Source organism: Sphingomonas endolithica, assembly GCF_025231525.1.
GTDB lineage: Bacteria > Pseudomonadota > Alphaproteobacteria > Sphingomonadales > Sphingomonadaceae > Sphingomonas > Sphingomonas endolithica.
On record NZ_CP103057.1, the window covers coordinates 2,891,125 to 2,908,261 of the forward strand.

Genomic DNA, 17,137 nt, shown 5'->3' on the forward strand with positions numbered 1-17,137 from the left:
CCTTGCCTGGTCGGCCCCTTGGGAGAATGTGATGAGCGTGATTATCAACCGCACGGTTACCAGCGTGGCCTTGGCGCTCGCCTGCGTCGCCGGCGCCTGCACCCCGCTCAAATCGCACCAGGGCTATATCATCGATGCCGATCTGGTGAATTCGGTCCAGCCGGGCGTCGATAACCGCGCCTCCGTGCTGCAGGTGCTCGGCAAGCCGAGCTTCACCAGCCAGTTCAACCAGGGCGACTGGTATTATATCGCCCGCGACACGCGCAACTTTGCGTACAACAATCCCAAGGTGAAGGCGCAGACCACGCTGCGGATCAGCTTCAACGCCGCCGGCACCGTCACCGCGATCGGCAAGGGCGGCGTCGAGCAGGTCGCGTCGATCAGTCCCTCCCGCAAGACCACGCCGACGCTCGGGCGCACGCGTGGCTTCTTCGAGGATCTGTTCGGCAATATCGGCACGGTCGGTGCGATCGGCGGGCAGAGTGGCCAGGGCGGCGATCGGGCGGAGCCCTGATCCCGCCTTACAATTTGCTGACAGCATCGTTCCCGAAGCATTCAGCGGCGCTCTGCCACACAGGCGCATGACGGCGGCTGACCCGCCGCCGTCACATGAAGATCGGAGAGAATCGATGCGTAAGATGATCATCACCGCCTTGATGGCGGCAGTTGCACTTCCCGCTGCCGCCAGTGCGCAGTCGCAGCGCGAAGTCCGCCGCGATCAGCAGGACTTGCGGCAGGAGCAGCGCGAGCTGAACCGCGCATATCGCAGCGGCGATCGCCGCGAGATCCGCAACCAGCGTGAGGACGTGCGCGACGCGCGGCAGGAATTGCGCGAGGATCGGCGCGATCGCGATCGTAACTGGGGTCGGGACGATTGGCGCGGCTACCGCAACGGCAACCGCGCGCTTTACGCCCGCGGCAATTGGAACGCACCGTTCCGCTACACGCAATTCCGCAGCGGCATCCGCATAGCGCCGAGCTATTACGGCTCGCGCTACTACATCACCGATCCGGGCCGGTACCGCCTGCGCAACCCTGGCTTCAACCAGCGCTGGGTGAGACATTACAACGACGTGCTGCTGGTCGATACGCGGCGCGGGATCGTGGTCGACGTGATCCGCAACTTCTACTGGTAACGCGGGAGGCCCGGGTGGCGTAGGCGGCCCGGGCCCCGCTATGCCTCGCTCCGTCACCCCGGACTTGTTCCGGGGGTCCACTGCTCCGCAAAATCAACGGCTTACGGTCGCGCGGCACGGTGGACCCCGGAACAAGTCCGCGGTGACGAGTAGTTGCGCAGAGATTCCGCCCTTGCAGGCGCCACGAGGCGCTAGCGAATCGTGAACACGACCTGGTCGATCACCTGCCCGGCAAGATCGATCAGCCGCAACTGATGCTTGCCCGGCCCGGCCAGCACCAGCGGGTGGCTGTCGGCGGCGCCCAATTCCTTGCGGTCGAGCATCAGCCGGTGCGCTGTCACCTCTCCCGAAACCCCGACCGCCAGTCGCTGGCGGTCGATCGGAATGTCCGGATCAAGCGCATAAACGCTGCCGGACACGGGATTCACGATCCGCGGCCGGCGCGATGCCGCGGGAGCCGCCGCGATCTGACTCTGACCGGTGCCGGCGAGGAAATATTCCGGTCGCGCTCGTTCGATGCCCCCGCCGAAGCTGACCAGTCGCTGCTCGATCCCGCTTGGCCGCTTGGGCGCCTGTCCCGCTTGCCCGGCATGCAACGCCAACATCAGGTCGCGCCACACCGGCGCCGCGCCGCTGGTCCCGGAGACGGCGCGCATCGGATCGCCCTCGAGATTACCGACCCACACCGCGACGGTGTAGCGATCCGAATAGCCGATGCACCAATTGTCGCGCATCGCCTTGGACGTGCCGGTCTTGACCGCCGCCCAGAAGGGCAGGCGCAACGCGCTGTCCATCCCGAAGCTGGCGGCACGCGCGTTGGGATCGGCGATCATATCCGACACCAGCCACGCGGCCTGTGCGCTGGTGATGCGCCGCGCCGCTGGGCGGGGCGCATTGGCGGTGAGCCGCAGCGGCGTCCACCGGCCGCCATTGGCGAGCGCGCGATACGCATCCGCCTGTTCGAGCAACGTCACTTCGGCCGATCCGAGGGCCAGGCTGAAGCCGTAATATTGCCCATCCTCGGTCAGCCCGCGATAGCCGCTGTCCCACAGCCGATCGCGGAACGGATCGACCCCGACCAGCAACAATGTGCGCACCGCGGGCACGTTGAGTGAGCCCGCCAGCGCGCTCCGTGCCGAGACCGGGCCCTTGAACGCGTGGTCGTAATTCTGCGGCACATACAGGCCGGAGGCCGTGTCGAGCTGCACCGGCGAATCGTCGAGGATCGAGGCGGGCGTAAGATAGCCGCGCTCGATCGCCTGCGCGTACAGGAAGGGCTTCAGCGTCGATCCGGCCTGACGATGGGAGTTCGCGCCATCCACCGCCGCCGCCGTCGAGTTGCCGCCGATTCCGCCGACATAAGCGAGCACGTCGCCGCTGGCGTTATCGACCACCACCACCGCGCCATCGCGCGCACGGCTGCCGCCCAGCCCCTGCAACTGCCGCTTCAATGCGACGATCGCCGCCTGCTGCACGCGTGCGTCGAGCGTGGTGGTAATCCGCAGCCCCGCTTTGGTAAGCAGCCGCTGACCGAGATGCGGCGCAAGCCCTGGGTCGAGCGCGAGACTCCGTGCCGGCCCGAGCATCGATGCCGCTTCGCCGGGGAAGCGCGCGCAATCCGTGCCGCGCGACAAGGCGCAGGCACGACGCGCGACGGTGGCGGGGCTTGCCTGCGGCTCGGGCAGCAATGCCGCCAGCAATACCGCATCGTCGCGCGAGAGCGTGTCCGGCGTCTTGCCGAACAGCCCGAGCGCCGCCGCACCGATCCCCTGCGCCTCGCCGCGAAAGCCGGCGAGGTTGAGATAGGCCTCAAGGATCTGGTCCTTGTCCCAGCCACGCTCCACCGCCCAGCCGGCGCGCATCTGGCGGATTTTGTCCCACCAGCCCCGCGCCCCCGGCGCGGCAAGATCGGGGGCGAGGAAGCCGGCCAACTGCATCGAGAGCGTGCTGGCCCCGCGATGGCGCTTGCCGCGAACCCGATCACGCAACGCGCCGAGCATGGCGAGCGTGTCGACTCCGCCGTGACCGTAAAAGCGCCGATCCTCGGCCGCGACGATCGTCTCGCGCGTGACAGGGGAGACGGCGTCGAGCGGCGTCCAGGCAAGCCGGCGCGCGGCAAAATCGACGCGCGCGGAATCGATCAGATGGCCGTGGCGATCGTAGAGCCAGGATTCGGAAGGGTGCCACGCAGCGCGCGTCTGCGCGTAGCTCGGGAGCGGTGGGGGGAGAGTGGCGTAATCGATGCCGGCGAAGGCAAGGATCGCCACCACGAACGCGGCGAGAGCGATGGTCCCCTTACGTGTTCCCCCGCGAAAGCGGGGGCCCAGGGTCACAAGCGTTGTCTCCTGAAACCCTTGGCTCCGGCTTTCGCGGGAGAACAAGGAGGTGATCATCGCTTTCAGGCGACGACCACCCCGCAGTCCCCCCTCACCCACACGTCACCGCTGCGCCACCGTCACCGGCGCATTCGGCACCTGCGCGCGGATCGCCGGCGAGTACATCGCCTCGACCCGCGTCGGCGGCAGGCTGAACCGTCCCGCGCCGTTCAACCGCATCGTATATGCCACGGTAAACGACCCGCGCGGCACCCAGGCGAAATAGCCGCGCCACGCCTCGCGATGCCGCTCGACATAGCTCGGCTGCACGCCATCAGTGCCGGTCACCTGCCCGAGCATCGACGATTGCCCGCCGAGATCGCCCACGATCGTCGCCCCCGCGGGGATCGGATCGTTCACCACCACCCAGTTGCGCTCGGCCGAGGCCTCGACCGTGATCGTCACCTTGAGCACGTCGCCGCGCGTCAGCGTGCCGGGATTGCGCGCCTGCACGACATCGACCTTCTTGGTCATGCGATAGCCGGCGAACAGCGGCTGCTGTAGCGGCACCGCGGCGGAGACCGCGATCATCGCCCACGGCCCGAGCCCGCTCGCCTGCGACAGCCTGAGCGGTGTCGGGCTCGCGGGCAACGGGAAGCGCGCCTGGCGCTGGTCCGCCGCCAGCGGCCAGGACTTCACGATCGTCCGCGCGCCCAGCGACAAGGTCGTCGGCCCCTGGATCGCGCTCGCCGGATAGAGCCCGGCGAACTTGCGCGCGGCGATCGTGCCCCAGGCATTGGCGGTCGTCGTGTCCCAATGCCCGCGCTGCTGGCGCAGACTGACGCCGACCATCATCTTCGGCGCATCGTCCTGCCACCCAGGCCGGCCCAAGGTGGCGATCACCGACTTGATCGCCGCCTCGTCGCCCGACGACATCAGCCACCAGCTCGCATTGTTCTGGTCCGACAGATCGAGCCGCGTGCCTTCATAGACTAGGCGCGTGCGCAGCGTGTTCTCGGCATTGGTCTTCAACGCCTGCGCGTTGGCCAGGCCGGCGATGCGATCCAGCGCGACGATATAGTCGGCGAGCGTCGCGGTCGGCATCTCGTTTGGCGCGATGCCGATCTGCCCGAGCATGGCGGGTGTCGCCGCGCCCTGCCGCGCCAGTGCCGCCAGGGCCGCGACCCGCTGCAGCCGGACATCGCCATATTCCTCGCGCCGCAACCGCCCGTCGATCACCGCCTTCATCGCCTCGATCATGCGCCCACGTGGCCCCTCGGGGATCGGCAGCCCGGCATCGGCAGTCAGCGACAGGACGTACGCGGTGAGCGCTTCCGATCCGGTCAGGCTATCCGATGGCCAGTAGCGCAGCAGCCCGTCCGGCGCCTGATAGGTCGGCATTTCCCCCGCCAGCCGCGTCCACGCGCCGCCATCGCCGAGTGCCACGGCGGTCGACAGCCGCTGTTCGAAGCAGGTGTAAGGATAGGCCGCCATATAGGCACGGACCCCGGCGAGCGGCGGCGCGAGCGTATCGTCGAGCCGGATATCGACCGTCCCCCAACCGGGCAGGGCGCCGGCCGGACGCGCGATCGGGATCGTGCTGTTCGGCCCGACTTGCGTCAGCGTCGCCGCCCACATCTCGACCGGGATCGCCGGGATCACGTCCTGGCTTACCGTGATCTGGTCGGAGGCGCGGCCATTGTCGGCAACAGCCTTCACCTGCCACCGCAAGGCAGCGACATTGCCCGGCGCGGTCAGGTTCCACGCCACCGGCGCCGCGCCGCCGGCCGGGATCGTCACGGTCAGCGGTTTGCCCTGCGCGATGCGCGGGAACAGATCGACGCTGGCGGTGACCTTCATCGGCTTGTCCGAGCCGTTCCTCAGCGTGAAACCCGCGGCATAATAATCGCCCGAGCGCACCAGGGTCGGCATGCCGGCAAAGATCGACAGATCCTGCGCGGTGCGCACGCTGGCCATGCCGGTGCCGAACAGTTGTGCGCCATCGGTGGCGATCGCCACCAGCTTGAACGACGACAAGGCGTCGGACAGAACGACCGGCACGCGGGCGCGGCCTTGCGCATCGAGCGCGACGCGGCCCTTCCACAGCAATACCGGCTGGAAATTCTCGCGGTTGAGCCCGGAGAGATCGCCACCGCCGCCGCCGCCCGCCTCGACCGCCTTGCGCCCGTAATGCCGCTTGCCAACGACCTGCATCTGCGCGGTCGAGGTCAGGACGGAGAGCGAGCGTTCGCCCATCATCGCCGTCAGCACGTCCCACGATTCGTTCGGCGCAAGCTGCAACAGTGCCTCGTCGACCGCGGCGAACGCGACGTCGGCGCTGGCCGCCGGCTTGCCGTCCGGGCCCTTCACCTGGATATCGACCTGCGCAGTATCGCGCGCGGCGTAGCGCTGCTTGTCGGCCTTGACCGCAACCTGCAGCTGGTGCGCTTCCCAGCCGACCTTCACCTTGGCGATGCCCAGTCGGTACGCAGGCTTGGAGAGATCGACGAGCGCAGTCGGTTCGCTCACCGGCGGCCCGCTGGTCAGCCCGAGCTTCTGGCCCAGGCTGGTCATCCAGCTCCAGAACCCGCTTTGCACGCGCCCGCGCACCGCCATTACCGAGACGAACACGTCGGGCGCATAGCTGCCCGGCATCTTCACTTCGACCACGGGGTCGGTGCCCGACAATTCGGTAACGAAACTGGACAGCACACCTTCGCGCTCGACCGTGACCAAGGCCGTCGCATCGCGGAACGGCATGCGCACCTGGAAGCGCGCGGTTTCGCCCGCCTTGTAGCTGGTCTTTTCAGGCACGATGTCCATGCGATCGCCATTGTCGCCGCCGAACCACCAATCGTCGTCGCCCGCCAGCCAGACGCTGCGTGTCGCCCGCGCGACGTTGCCGTTCGCGTCCTCGGTGGTGGCGACGGCGTACACTTCGCCCGACACGCCGGGATCGACCGCGCATTGCGCCAGCCCCTGCGCGTCGGTCGTCGCCGTGCAACTGCCCGACAGCTTGGTCGTGCGCATCTGATTGTCGTAGGCGTAGAAGCCGCCGATCAGCCGCCGCCGCGCGGTCAGCACCTGGCGGCTGTACAGCGCGACCGAGATCTTCTGGTTGGCCTTGGGCTTGCCGTCCGTATCCAGCGCCACGAAGCGCAGCCGCAGATCGTCTTGCTTCATCAGCCAGCCATCGGTCTTCACGCCCAATTGCACGGAAGAAGTGAAGATCGGGACCCGCCGTGACGCGGTCAGCACTTCGCCATTGGCGTCCTGGTAATCCATCTCGATCAGCATGTCGGCGTTGCTGTCGATGCCCTGCGGCACGTCGATCGTCGTGCGCGTCGTGCCGTCGCCGCCGAGCGTAGCGGGCAAGGTCTGCGTCGGCGGCAAGGGCACCGTATCTTCCTCGCCATCGCCGTTCAGCGGCTTGACGCCCTCAGCCACGGTATCGCCGCCGAACGTATAGGCCTCATAGCCATCGGGCGTGCTGGTCCGCCCGAAATAGCCGACGCGCAGATCGACCGCGAGGTTGGAGGCGCCGCCGCCCGAGAGATAGCCGACGAATAGATCGAGCGGCAGCGACTTCGGTCGCACCGCCGCTTCCTTGGGGCCGGTGACGCTCGCGCGCATCGTCGGCAATCTATACTCGTCCACCTTGAACGATTGGGAGGTGTAGATCGTGCGTTCGCCGACGATCACCTGCACGTCGTAATCGCCCATCGGCGCACCCGGCGGGGCGGTCCAGGTCGATTCGCCGATGCCGTTGGCGTCGACGCTGAGCGGCATGTCGAACTGCGTGTCCGATCCGCGGTGCGACAGGCGCAGCGTGCCGCCGAACGCCGGCGAGCGGGCGAAGCCCTCGCCCATCGGCTTGCGCACGATATGCTTCATGTGGATCGTCTCGCCCTGGCGGACCAACGCGCGATCGAACACGGTGTGTAGGATTTCGCTGCGATCGTCATACCCATAGGGCAGGTCGAAATCGTACGGCCGAATACCCTCGCTCCAGCTGGTCAGCGTGAAGCTGAAATCATCCCCGGCGCGCGCGGAGACCATCAGCGGCGCGGACGAGCCTTCGTCGCAGCTGCCATAGGTCTGCACCTCGGGCAGCCCGGGCGGCACGTACAGCCCGCCGGACGAATCGGTCAGCCCCTTGGCGAGCAACCGGCCAGAACAGCTGTCGGTCACCTGCACCGTGGCATTGGCGACCGGCTTGCCGGTATCCAGCGACGTTACCCAGGCAAGGCTGCGCTCGCGGCCCCATTTGAAATGGACACTCAAGTTGGTGACCAGCGCCGCCGAGGCGACATAACGCGGCGCCTTGCGCCCGAGCAGCGCCCGTCCCAACACCGGGCTGGCCAGCTCGACGACATAGAATCCGGGCTTGGTCAGCGGCACCCCGACCACTTCGAACTGCTTGCCCTTGCCCGGCAGGCCGAGCTTGAAGCCGTTGCCGCCACCCCCTGAGCCTGCAGCGCCTGCGCCCAGGATCGGCTTGGCGCCGGTATCGTTGATCGTGATGCTGTCCTCGCCACGCTTGATCTCGTGGCTGGCATATTCGCCCGCCTCCTCCACCGTGCGCAGCCACTTCGCGACGTCTCCGTCCGATCCATCGACCCGCAGGCGCTGACCGTAGATCGCAAGCTTGTTGCCCTGCAACGCTTCCTCGACATTGCGTACGGTGACCGGCAGCACGCCGCCTTCCTTGGCCTCGACGATGCCGAAATTGGCCGCGAACTTCACCAAAGGCGGCGCCTCGTCGAACCGCACGTCGAGCGGGAAGCGCTCGCCATTGGCGAGCGGCCGACCGCTCTCGTCCTTGATCCCGGCGGGGATCGTCAGCTTGGCAGTGGTCGCATCTGGCAATGGCGCAGCGAAGCTGATGTCGCTGATTGTCGCCTTCTTCTTCTCGTCGTCGCTGAACAGCGGCGCGATCGTCTTGCCATCGGCGGTGGTGATGCTGATCGCCTGCGCCGCGCTCATCGCGATCGGCGCGGTGAAGCGGACATAGGCCTTCTCGACCGGCGAGCAGCCGGCCTGCGCGTTGACGCGCGAGCATTCGAAGCGCGCGGTAAACGGTTTGCGTACGGTATAGTCGAAGCGCTGGTCCGCGCCCGCGGTCTTGCCGCCGGCGCCGGCGATGTTCGCGCCCCAGACCAGCGCCATCTCGCGCCCGGCGGGCAGCGGGCGGCGGCATTTCAGCGCGGTGACGCTGGCCAGCGCCTTGGCGCGGTCTGCGGCGGCGGCGGGGATCGTCGCGGGCAACCCGCCGCTTTCCAGGAAGCTGCGCACGTTCCAGTCGTTCGTGCCGAGTTCGCCGAGCAATTTGCCCGGCAGGTCGGCCGGCAGCACGTCGACGGCAATCTTCTCGCCGACACCATCGATGGCGCAATAGGCATTGGCGGCGATCGAGGCGCGCGTCGCGGGCAGGTTGGCGGCGACGAGGAACACCTGGTCTTCCTCGATCTCGTCATCGTTCTGCGCCGGGAGTACCGCGCGCGCCACCGGCCCGCCCGAATCCACCTTGAAGCTCTGCTGTCCGGTCACGGCATAACCCGACGCGCTTTTCAGGCCCTGCTTGATCTTGAACTCGCACACGGTGCCGCCGGGCAGCGGCGCCTTGAATTCATGCACGAACGTCTGCGGATCGACCCAGCGGCCCTCGCCGTCTACCGCGCAGGTCACGTCGAAGGGCCCGGTCGCGCGCGGATCGCCCAGCGCCACCATCGGCTGGCTGAAGCGCGCGGTGAAGCGTTCGATGGCGCCGCCGCCGATGCCGGGCGTGGCCATGATCACCTGGGGGGAATTGTCGCCGAAAGCTGCGACCGGCGCGATGGCCAGCGCAAGCAACGCCACACGCAATGCAAGCTTCATGTCATCTTCCCCCAACCGGCAGAGGCTAGAGGCTTTGCCGGCCCCAAGTCCAGTCTCGTTTGTAGACGTTTGTAGAAGCACACATCTTGCGTGATCCGCCCGCCTGATCGACAACCACGTCCAGCGAATCGCAAGGGGGCTGGCGGTGGGCGGTTGGGGGGACGTCATCGCCGTGGTCGACACGGTGGCAAGGGAAACCCTGCTGTTTGCCGCGATCGGGTTCCTGATCGGCGGGCTGGACGATTTCGCGATCGACATGGTCTATATCGGGCATCGTCTGAGATGCCGGTGGGCGGGCACCGCGGCGATACCGGTACTGGAGGATTTCCCCGTGCTGGATGCGCCCGGGCGTATCGCGGTGTTCATCGCCGCGTGGGACGAAGCCGCCGTGATCGGCGCGATGCTGCGCAACGCGCTCGCGAGCTTCGATCATCCCAATTATCGTTTGTACGTCGGCGCCTACCCCAATGATCCGGCGACGATCGATGCGATCGCCGCAATTGCCGAACATGACTCGCGCGTCGTGCTGGTGATCGGCGACGATCCCGGCCCCACGACCAAGGCGGATTGCCTGAATGCGGTGTGGCGCGCGCTGTTGCGCGATGAACACGCAGAGGGCGTACGCGCAAAGGCGATCGTGCTGCACGATGCCGAAGATCTGGTCCATGCGGGCGAATTGCGCATCTACGACGCGTTGATCGACACGCACTGGGTGGTGCAATTGCCCGTGCATCCGCTGATCCACCCGCAATCCCTGTTCGTATCGGGCCATTATGCGGACGAGTTCGCGGAGAGCCACGGCAAGCAGCTCGTGGTCCGTCAGGCGCTCGGCGCGGCCATGCCGCTCGCCGGAGTCGGTTGCGCCATCGCGCGCGATTGCCTGGCGCAGATCGCCGCGTTGCGCGGCGGGTCGCCGTTCGATGCCGCCAGCCTGACCGAGGATTACGAACTCGGGCTGCAGATCGCCACGCTCGGCGGGCGCGGGGTGTTCGCCCGTGTCGCCGAGGCGCCCGGTGGCCCGCCGGTGGCAGTGCGCGCCTATTTCCCCGGCGAGATGCATGCAGCGGTGCGGCAGAAGACGCGCTGGATGATCGGTATCGCGCTGGCCGGTTGGGATAGGGTCGGCTGGGGCGGGGCGCGTCATTGGCGCGAGCATTGGATGCGCATGCGGGATCGCCGCGCGCCGCTGGCCGTGCTGGTGCTGGTCGCCGCCTATCTGGCGTCGTTGTCGTGGATTTGCTCGGCGGTGCTGCACTGGATCGGCGAGGTGCAGCCGCGATCGCTGACGCCGGCCATGGCGTGGCTGCTGACGATCAACGCACTGCTGTTGCTGTGGCGAATGGGCGTACGCGCCGTCTTCACGGGCCGCGCTTATGGCATGCGGCAGGCTGCCTGGTCGGTGCCCCGGCTCGTGGTCGGCAACTTCATCTCGATGGTGGCGACGCAGCGCGCATTGCTTCGCTATGCCGGGATGTTGCGCGGTGCCGCACTGCATTGGGACAAGACGGCGCATGTCTTCCCGGACGATGTCGAACTCGCATGATCCCAGGACGTCCGCTGCGTTTCCTGGTGCTTGTCGCTGGCGGCTGGGTTGCCGCGCGCGGGGTGATGCTGTGGCCCGGCGTTCCGCCGCTGGCGGCGGTCGGCAGCGCGATGGTGCCTCACGCCGACGCCCATGCTTCAAGAGAGCGCGCCGCGCCAGTGGCCCTGCCCGGCGTTGCGACAGCGGCGGTGTGGCACCGCCAGCCGATGGCCCCCGCCACGCATGGCACGCCGGCATTTCTTGCCCCGTTCTTGGAGCAAGAGCATCAGCCTGCGATACAGCCCTTGCGCCAAACCGCTCCGATCTCGAGCAACCCGCCCGATACCGGCATCATCGCGGGGCTTCCCGTCCCAGTGCCCGCCGTAACAGCGCAGGCTGGATACGCACCGTCGCGTTTCTTCGGCAGCGCCTGGCTGTTCGTGCGGCCTGGCAACGGCACTGCCGCCGGTCTCTCCGGGCCGCAGCTTGGCGGCTCGCAGGCGGGCGTGCGGCTCGGCTATGCGCTGACCGCCAACCGCCGCCTAGCCTTCGCTGCGCGTGCCAGTTCGCCGCTCGGCAAAGGCATGCGCGAAGTGGCGTTCGGCGTGGAATGGCAGCCGACCCGGCTGCCGGTGCGCGTCATCGCCGAACAGCGCGTCGCCGTCGGCGGCGGACGTGGCGGCCCGACCTTGGGCATCGTCGGCGGCGCGGGGCCGTTGCCGGTGGTGGGCGGCTTCCGGCTGGAGACATATGCGCAGGGCGGCATCATCGGTCGCGACGGCGGCGAAGGATTTGCGGACGGCGCGGCGCGCATCGCCCGGCCGGTCGCGACGCTCGGCGACATACGCATCGATCTCGGCGGCGGGCTATGGGGCGCCGCGCAAAAGGGCGCCGCGCGCGTCGATATCGGTCCCTCGCTCAGCGCGCGCGTCCCGCTCGGGGGCCAGCCGGTGCGCGTCTCGCTCGACTGGCGACAGCGCGTGGCCGGCAATGCCATGCCCGGCTCCGGCCTGGTCCTTACGCTGGGCGCGGACTTCTAAGCTTCCGCACGATCGCCGAACGGGGTAACCGGTGGCGCGTGGATCTCTACCTTCCCATCGCCAATCTCTCGGTCAATGCGCTGGTCATCGTCCTGCTCGGGGGCGGGGTCGGCATGTTGTCGGGCATGTTCGGCGTCGGCGGCGGGTTCCTGACCACCCCGCTGCTGATCGTCTATGGCATCCCGCCGACCGTCGCTGCCGCTTCCTCGGCAAGCCAGGTGACCGGCGCCAGCATTTCGGGCGTGTTCGCGCATGTCAGGCGGGGCGGCGTGGATTTCGTGATGGGCGGCGTGCTGGTCGCGGGCGGCGTGCTCGGCTCGCTCGCCGGTGCCTGGATCTTCCGCCTGCTGCAGGCGAGCGGGCAGATCGATATCGTCATCGCCATCGTCTATGTGCTGATGCTCGGCTCGATCGGCGGCATGATGGCCAACGAATCGGTGCAGGCGATCCGCGTCAGCCGTGGCGGCCGGCCGCCACGTGCGAAGAAGCGGCGGCATCATCCGCTGGTCGCGGCGCTCCCGTTGCGCACCCGGTTCTACGCCTCGGGCCTGTACATCTCGCCGCTCGCACCGCTGTTGCTCGGCTTCTTCACCGGCATCCTGACGATCCTGCTCGGCATCGGCGGGGGGTTCATCATGGTGCCCGCCATGCTCTACCTGCTCGGGATGGGCACGCAGGTCGTAGTCGGCACTTCGCTGTTCCAGACGCTGTTCGTCACTGCCGCGGCGACGATGGTCCACGCCACGACGACCAAGGCGGTCGACATCGTCCTCGCCGCCTTGTTGCTGCTGGGATCGGTCGTGGGCGCGCAATTGGGCGCGCGCTTCGCCAACAAGGTGCGGCCCGAATATCTCCGCCTGGCGCTGGCGGTGATCGTGCTGCTGGTCGCGGTCCGCATCGGCATCGGCCTCGGCTGGCGGCCCGACGAGATCTATTCGGTCGAATTGTCTTGAGGCGATTGCTCGCGCTCACGCTCGCCCCATTGCTCATGGCGCAGGCCAAGCCGGTGCTGGTGCCCGACGTGTCGCAGCGCGATATCGAGATCGCCTACAGCTTCACCGGCGCCGAATTGCTGTTGTTCGGCGCGATCCTCTATCCCGGCGGACGCCTGCCGGACGACGACAAGCCGACCGACGTGGTCATCGTGGTCAAGGGCCCGGTCCAGTCGATCCTGATGCGCGAGAAGGAACAGGTCGCCGGCATCTGGGTCAATGCCGCGCGCCTGAGCTACCGCTCCGCGCCCAGTTTCTACGCCATCGCCTCGTCCAAGCCGATCACGCAATTGGTCGATGAACGCACCCAGGCGATCTACGAACTCGGGCTCGATTCGCTTCAATTGTCGCCTGCGAGCAGTGCGCCACCGCCGGAGCAGGATCGCTTCGTGCGCGGTCTGGTCGATCTCCGGCGTCGCGCTGGCCTGTATTACGAGGCGCCGCGCGCCGTCGAGATCACCGACGGCGTACTATACCGCGCCCGCGTCTCGATCCCCGCGCGCGTACCGGTGGGACGGTTTACGGCCGAAACTTTCCTGATCCGCGACGGTCGCGTGCTCGCCGCCGCGACGCGTGACATCGACATCCGAAAATCGGGCTTCGAACGCTTCGTGGCCCGCGCCGCGGACAATCACGCCATAATCTACGGCCTGGTCGCGGTCGCGCTGTCGGTGCTGTTCGGCTGGACCGCGGGCTGGGTCGCGCGCCGACTGTAAAGTCTGGCAAACCCAATCTTTACGACTCTGCGCCAAGGGTTTCCTGATTGAACAGGGAATTGTTGATGACCGAGATGCAGGGCAGCGAAGCATTCAACCGCGCCACGCCCGCGATGATGACCATCGCACCGATCGGCGTCGTGCTGGAGATCGCCGGTTCCAGCAGCCAGGTCGTGCTCGATCCGCGTGCGCTCGAGGCGACCATCGGCAGCGCCGATCCGGTCATCGCCAGTGCGGGATCGGTCGGCAGCCAGATCAAGATGCGCGTCGGCGCCTCCTGGTTGATCGCCAACATCCGCTCGCTGCGGCTCATCGAAGGGGCCGAGGACCGCATCGCCGCCTTGGTCGATTTCCTCGGCGAGGGCGACGAGGAGAAGCTGACCGGCAAGCTCTATCGCTTCCGCCGCGGCGTGACGCGCTATCCGGTGCCGGGCTGTGCCGTGTACCCGGTCTCGACTGCCGACCTGAAGCAGATCTACGCGCCCGAGGATCGCGCCACGATCGAGGTCGGCACGGTCTATCCCACGCGCGATATCCGCGCCTCGCTGTATGTCGATGCGATGCTCGGCAAGCATTTCGCGCTGCTGGGCTCGACCGGCACTGGCAAGTCGACCAGCGCCGCCTTGATCCTGCACAAGATCTGCGAACTGGCGCCGCAGGGCCATATCGTGATGATCGATCCGCACGGCGAATATAGCGCCGCGTTCAAGACCAATGGCGCGCTGTACGACGTCGGCAATCTGCAGATGCCGTATTGGCTGATGAACTTCGAGGAGCATTGCGAGGTGTTCGTCACCAGCGATGGGTCGGACAGTCAGATCGATGCCGACATCCTCGCCAAATGCCTGCTCATGGCCCGCGCCAAGGGGCGATTGGGGCAGGAGATCGGCAAGCTGACGGTCGATGCGCCGATCCCCTATCTGCTCAGCGACCTGACCAATCTCATCAGCCTGGAAATGGGCAAGATGGACCGCGCCGGCGATACCGCGCCCTATATGCGGCTCAAGACCAAGATCGACGAGATCAAGGCCGATCCGCGCTACGGCTTCATGTTTTCCGGCATGCTGGTCGCCGATACGATGGCGGATTTCCTCGCCCGCGTCTTCCGCCTGCCGGGCGATGGCAAGCCGATCTCGATCGTCGACGTGTCGGGCGTGCCAAGCGAGATCACCTCCGTCGTGGTGGCGATGCTCAGCCGCATGGTGTTCGATTTCGCGATCTGGTCGCGCGGCGAACCGCAGCGCCCGGTGCTGCTGGTGTGCGAAGAAGCGCATCGCTACATTCCCAACGAACGCAACGCCGATGCCTCCTCGGTCGGCCGCATCCTCAGCCGCATCGCCAAGGAAGGCCGCAAATACGGCGTATCGCTCGGCCTGATCACGCAGCGCCCGTCGGATCTGGCGGAGGGCGTGCTGTCGCAATGCGGCACGATCATCTCGATGCGCCTCAACAACGATCGCGATCAGGCCTTCGTCCGCGCGGCAATGCCGGAAGGCGCGCGCGGCTTCCTCGATTCGATCCCCGCCTTGCGCAACCGCGAGTGCATCATCTGCGGCGAAGGCGTCGCGATCCCGATCCGCGTGTCGTTCGACGGCCTGGAGGACAATAAGCGGCCCGCTTCGGACGATCCGCTCTTCTCGGACCTGTGGCGTCAGACCGGCGGCGAAAGCGAGATTATCGAACGCACGATCAAGCGCTGGCGGTCACAGGGGCGGTAGGACCTGCTCGTCACCCCCGGACCGAGCACAGGGGTAACCACTGGAACTTGATGGCTTTACCTACACCCGTTCGTGCTGAGTAGAGACCGAGTAGGCCGCAGGCCGTATCGAGGGCTGGTATCGAAGCACATTTGGAGCGCGGTATCGCGTGTCCTTCGATACGCCCTCTCGATACGCGCTTCGCGCTACTCGATGCCTGTCCTGAGCGCCTGCCCTTGCAGGCAGTCGAAGGGGCTACTCAGGACGAACGGAGGTGTGGGGAGGCTACTAAAAGCCCCAATTTCAGCGCGCGACCGACTGCGCTCAGCGGCCGCCAGGCCTGACCGCCATCAACGCCGCCACACGCGCCTTGAACGCACGCAATTTCTCGCCCGACAGCACCGCGACGCTGGCAAAGGAGAAGGACCGCGGATTCACCGCCACGCCGTTCTTCCACACTTCCCAGTGCAGATGCGGTCCGGTGGACATGCCGGTCGATCCGACTGCGCCGATCTGCTGCCCGCGCGACACGTGCTGGCCCGGGCGCACCAGGATGCGGCTCATATGGCCGTAGCCGCTGGAGATACCGTTGCCATGGTCGAGCTTGACGAGATTGCCGTAACCGGCGCTGCGCCCTGCCACTTTCACCACGCCATCCACGGCGGCATAGATTGGCGAGCCCCAGGGCGCACCGAAATCGATGCCCTTGTGCATGCGCATGTAATGCAGCAGCGGGTGCATGCGCAGCCCGAAGCCGGAGGTGATCCGCCCGCTGACCGGCATGCCCATGAAGCCCTGGCGTTCGGTCTGCCCCTTGGCATCGAACCACTGCCCATCGTCCCATCTGACGAGCTGCGTGTTCCGGCGGCCCTGGTCCAGCCCGGCGAACATCAGCGTGCCCAACTGCACTTCGCCGGTCGCGGCGCGCGCCTGTTCGATGATGATGTCGAACGTGTCGCCGGCGCCCACCGCACCCACCGAAACGCGGCTCGCCACTGCCTTGATATAGGCCTCGACCGCCTTGGCCGGTACGCCCGCGGCGCGCGCCGAGCGGTACAGGCTGGAACCGGCCATGCCCTGGATACGCAGCGGCGTCGTGTCGATCGCGATCGGATGGCGCGCCATGGCCAGCGCATCGCCGCTCCGCGCCAGCGACAGGTTGAGATCGAAGCGCGCCCGGAACGCGAGTTGATCGAGTGGCCTTGCGACGTTGCGGTTGGCGCGCCGTCCCAGCGTCATGTCGATCCGAGTGCCCGGCCTGATCGCGTTCAGATCGATCGCACCGGCGATCAGCCCTGCGGCACGCGACGAATCGGTGGCCGAGACACCCGCGCGCTGCAAGGCGCGCACGAAGCTGTCGCCCTGCCCGAACATCACCGACAGCTCGATCATCGGGCGTTCCGGCGTCTGCGCGAGCGGCCGGGCGAGATCGTTGGCGCCCATGTGGCGGCCCGTGCCGGCACCCCAGGCAAGCGGCGCGATCGATTGTGCGCGCGCTTCGTCCCATTCGCTGCCCGAATATGCCGGCGCGACCGAGCCGGTGATCGGGCGATGGAAGCCGGGCGACAACAGGCAGGTCGCGGCGATCAGCGCGGTGCAGGTCGCCGCCCCCCGCCACCATTCGGACGATCCGATGCGCGATCCGAGATCGGGGGCCCAGTCGATCCGGTCGATGCGGGCACGCAGCCGCTCGGCACCCGTCGGCGTCGGAAGCACGACCGGCGCACGACCGAACGAGATCGTCGCCGTTCCGCCTGCCTGATCGTTCCCTTGGTCGCCGTACAGAAACAAGCGGACTGTCCTCGAAAGTCGCCGAAGGGCTCCGGCATGCCCAGCCACTGT

10 protein-coding genes are annotated in these 17,137 nt (G+C 67.4%); 7 read left to right on the top strand and 3 right to left on the bottom strand.

The window, feature by feature from the left end; translation table 11 throughout:
* The first annotated feature begins 31 nt into the window (after positions 1-31).
* Together NV382_RS13660 and NV382_RS13665 are read left to right on the top strand one after the other, a co-directional pair.
* The gene (locus NV382_RS13660) at positions 32-514 is read left to right on the top strand and encodes an outer membrane protein assembly factor BamE (RefSeq protein WP_260597279.1); all 483 of its coding nucleotides are present in this window, start codon (positions 32-34) and stop codon (positions 512-514) included.
* A 115-nt stretch (positions 515-629) separates the two neighbouring features.
* Positions 630-1,136 carry an RcnB family protein gene (locus NV382_RS13665; RefSeq protein WP_260597280.1) on the top strand — a complete coding sequence of 169 codons (507 nt, stop codon included), beginning with the start codon at positions 630-632 and terminating at the stop codon, positions 1,134-1,136.
* A 191-nt stretch (positions 1,137-1,327) separates the two neighbouring features.
* Here NV382_RS13665 and pbpC read toward each other — a convergent pair whose 3' ends face one another.
* Both pbpC and NV382_RS13675 read right to left on the bottom strand, forming a co-directional pair.
* Positions 1,328-3,529 carry a penicillin-binding protein 1C gene (gene pbpC / locus NV382_RS13670; RefSeq protein WP_418066701.1) on the bottom strand — a complete coding sequence of 734 codons (2,202 nt, stop codon included), beginning with the start codon at positions 3,527-3,529 and terminating at the stop codon, positions 1,328-1,330.
* 45 nt (positions 3,530-3,574) lie between these two features.
* Positions 3,575-9,328: an alpha-2-macroglobulin family protein gene (locus NV382_RS13675; RefSeq protein ID WP_260597281.1), complete on the bottom strand. Its 5,754-nt coding sequence runs from the start codon at positions 9,326-9,328 to the stop codon at positions 3,575-3,577.
* A gap of 145 nt (positions 9,329-9,473) precedes the next feature.
* Between NV382_RS13675 and NV382_RS13680 the strand changes: the two genes are divergently transcribed.
* From NV382_RS13680 to NV382_RS13700, 5 genes are all read left to right on the top strand, one after another.
* Entirely contained in the window at positions 9,474-10,871 is a 1,398-nt protein-coding gene (locus tag NV382_RS13680; protein WP_260597282.1) for a glycosyl transferase family protein, read from the top strand.
* On the top strand, positions 10,868-11,890 hold the full coding sequence (locus tag NV382_RS13685) for a hypothetical protein (RefSeq protein ID WP_260597283.1): 1,023 nt from the start codon (positions 10,868-10,870) through the stop codon (positions 11,888-11,890). The genes NV382_RS13680 and NV382_RS13685 overlap by 4 nt, the downstream gene beginning before the upstream one ends.
* Positions 11,891-11,928: 38 nt before the next feature.
* Positions 11,929-12,843, top strand: a complete 915-nt coding sequence (locus NV382_RS13690; RefSeq protein WP_260597284.1) for a sulfite exporter TauE/SafE family protein — start codon at positions 11,929-11,931, stop codon at positions 12,841-12,843.
* A complete protein-coding gene (locus tag NV382_RS13695; protein WP_260597285.1) occupies positions 12,840-13,598 on the top strand; it encodes a TIGR02186 family protein in 759 nt (252 codons plus the stop codon). The genes NV382_RS13690 and NV382_RS13695 overlap by 4 nt, the downstream gene beginning before the upstream one ends.
* Positions 13,599-13,663: 65 nt before the next feature.
* Complete coding sequence (locus tag NV382_RS13700) at positions 13,664-15,316, top strand: ATP-binding protein (RefSeq protein ID WP_260597286.1); 1,653 nt, start codon at positions 13,664-13,666, stop codon at positions 15,314-15,316.
* 303 nt (positions 15,317-15,619) lie between these two features.
* Here NV382_RS13700 and NV382_RS13705 read toward each other — a convergent pair whose 3' ends face one another.
* Complete coding sequence (locus NV382_RS13705; RefSeq protein WP_260597287.1) at positions 15,620-17,086, bottom strand: M23 family metallopeptidase; 1,467 nt, start codon at positions 17,084-17,086, stop codon at positions 15,620-15,622.
* Positions 17,087-17,137 lie beyond the last annotated feature (51 nt).

Coding starts and splice junctions, on each gene's coding strand:
- pbpC (WP_418066701.1), bottom strand. CDS start 3,529: ATGATCACCTCCTTGTTCTCCCGCGAAAGCCGGAGCCAAGGGTTTCAG.
- NV382_RS13660 (WP_260597279.1), top strand. CDS start 32: ATGAGCGTGATTATCAACCGCACGGTTACCAGCGTGGCCTTGGCGCTC.
- NV382_RS13700 (WP_260597286.1), top strand. CDS start 13,664: ATGACCGAGATGCAGGGCAGCGAAGCATTCAACCGCGCCACGCCCGCG.
- NV382_RS13685 (WP_260597283.1), top strand. CDS start 10,868: ATGATCCCAGGACGTCCGCTGCGTTTCCTGGTGCTTGTCGCTGGCGGC.
- NV382_RS13665 (WP_260597280.1), top strand. CDS start 630: ATGCGTAAGATGATCATCACCGCCTTGATGGCGGCAGTTGCACTTCCC.
- NV382_RS13675 (WP_260597281.1), bottom strand. CDS start 9,328: ATGAAGCTTGCATTGCGTGTGGCGTTGCTTGCGCTGGCCATCGCGCCG.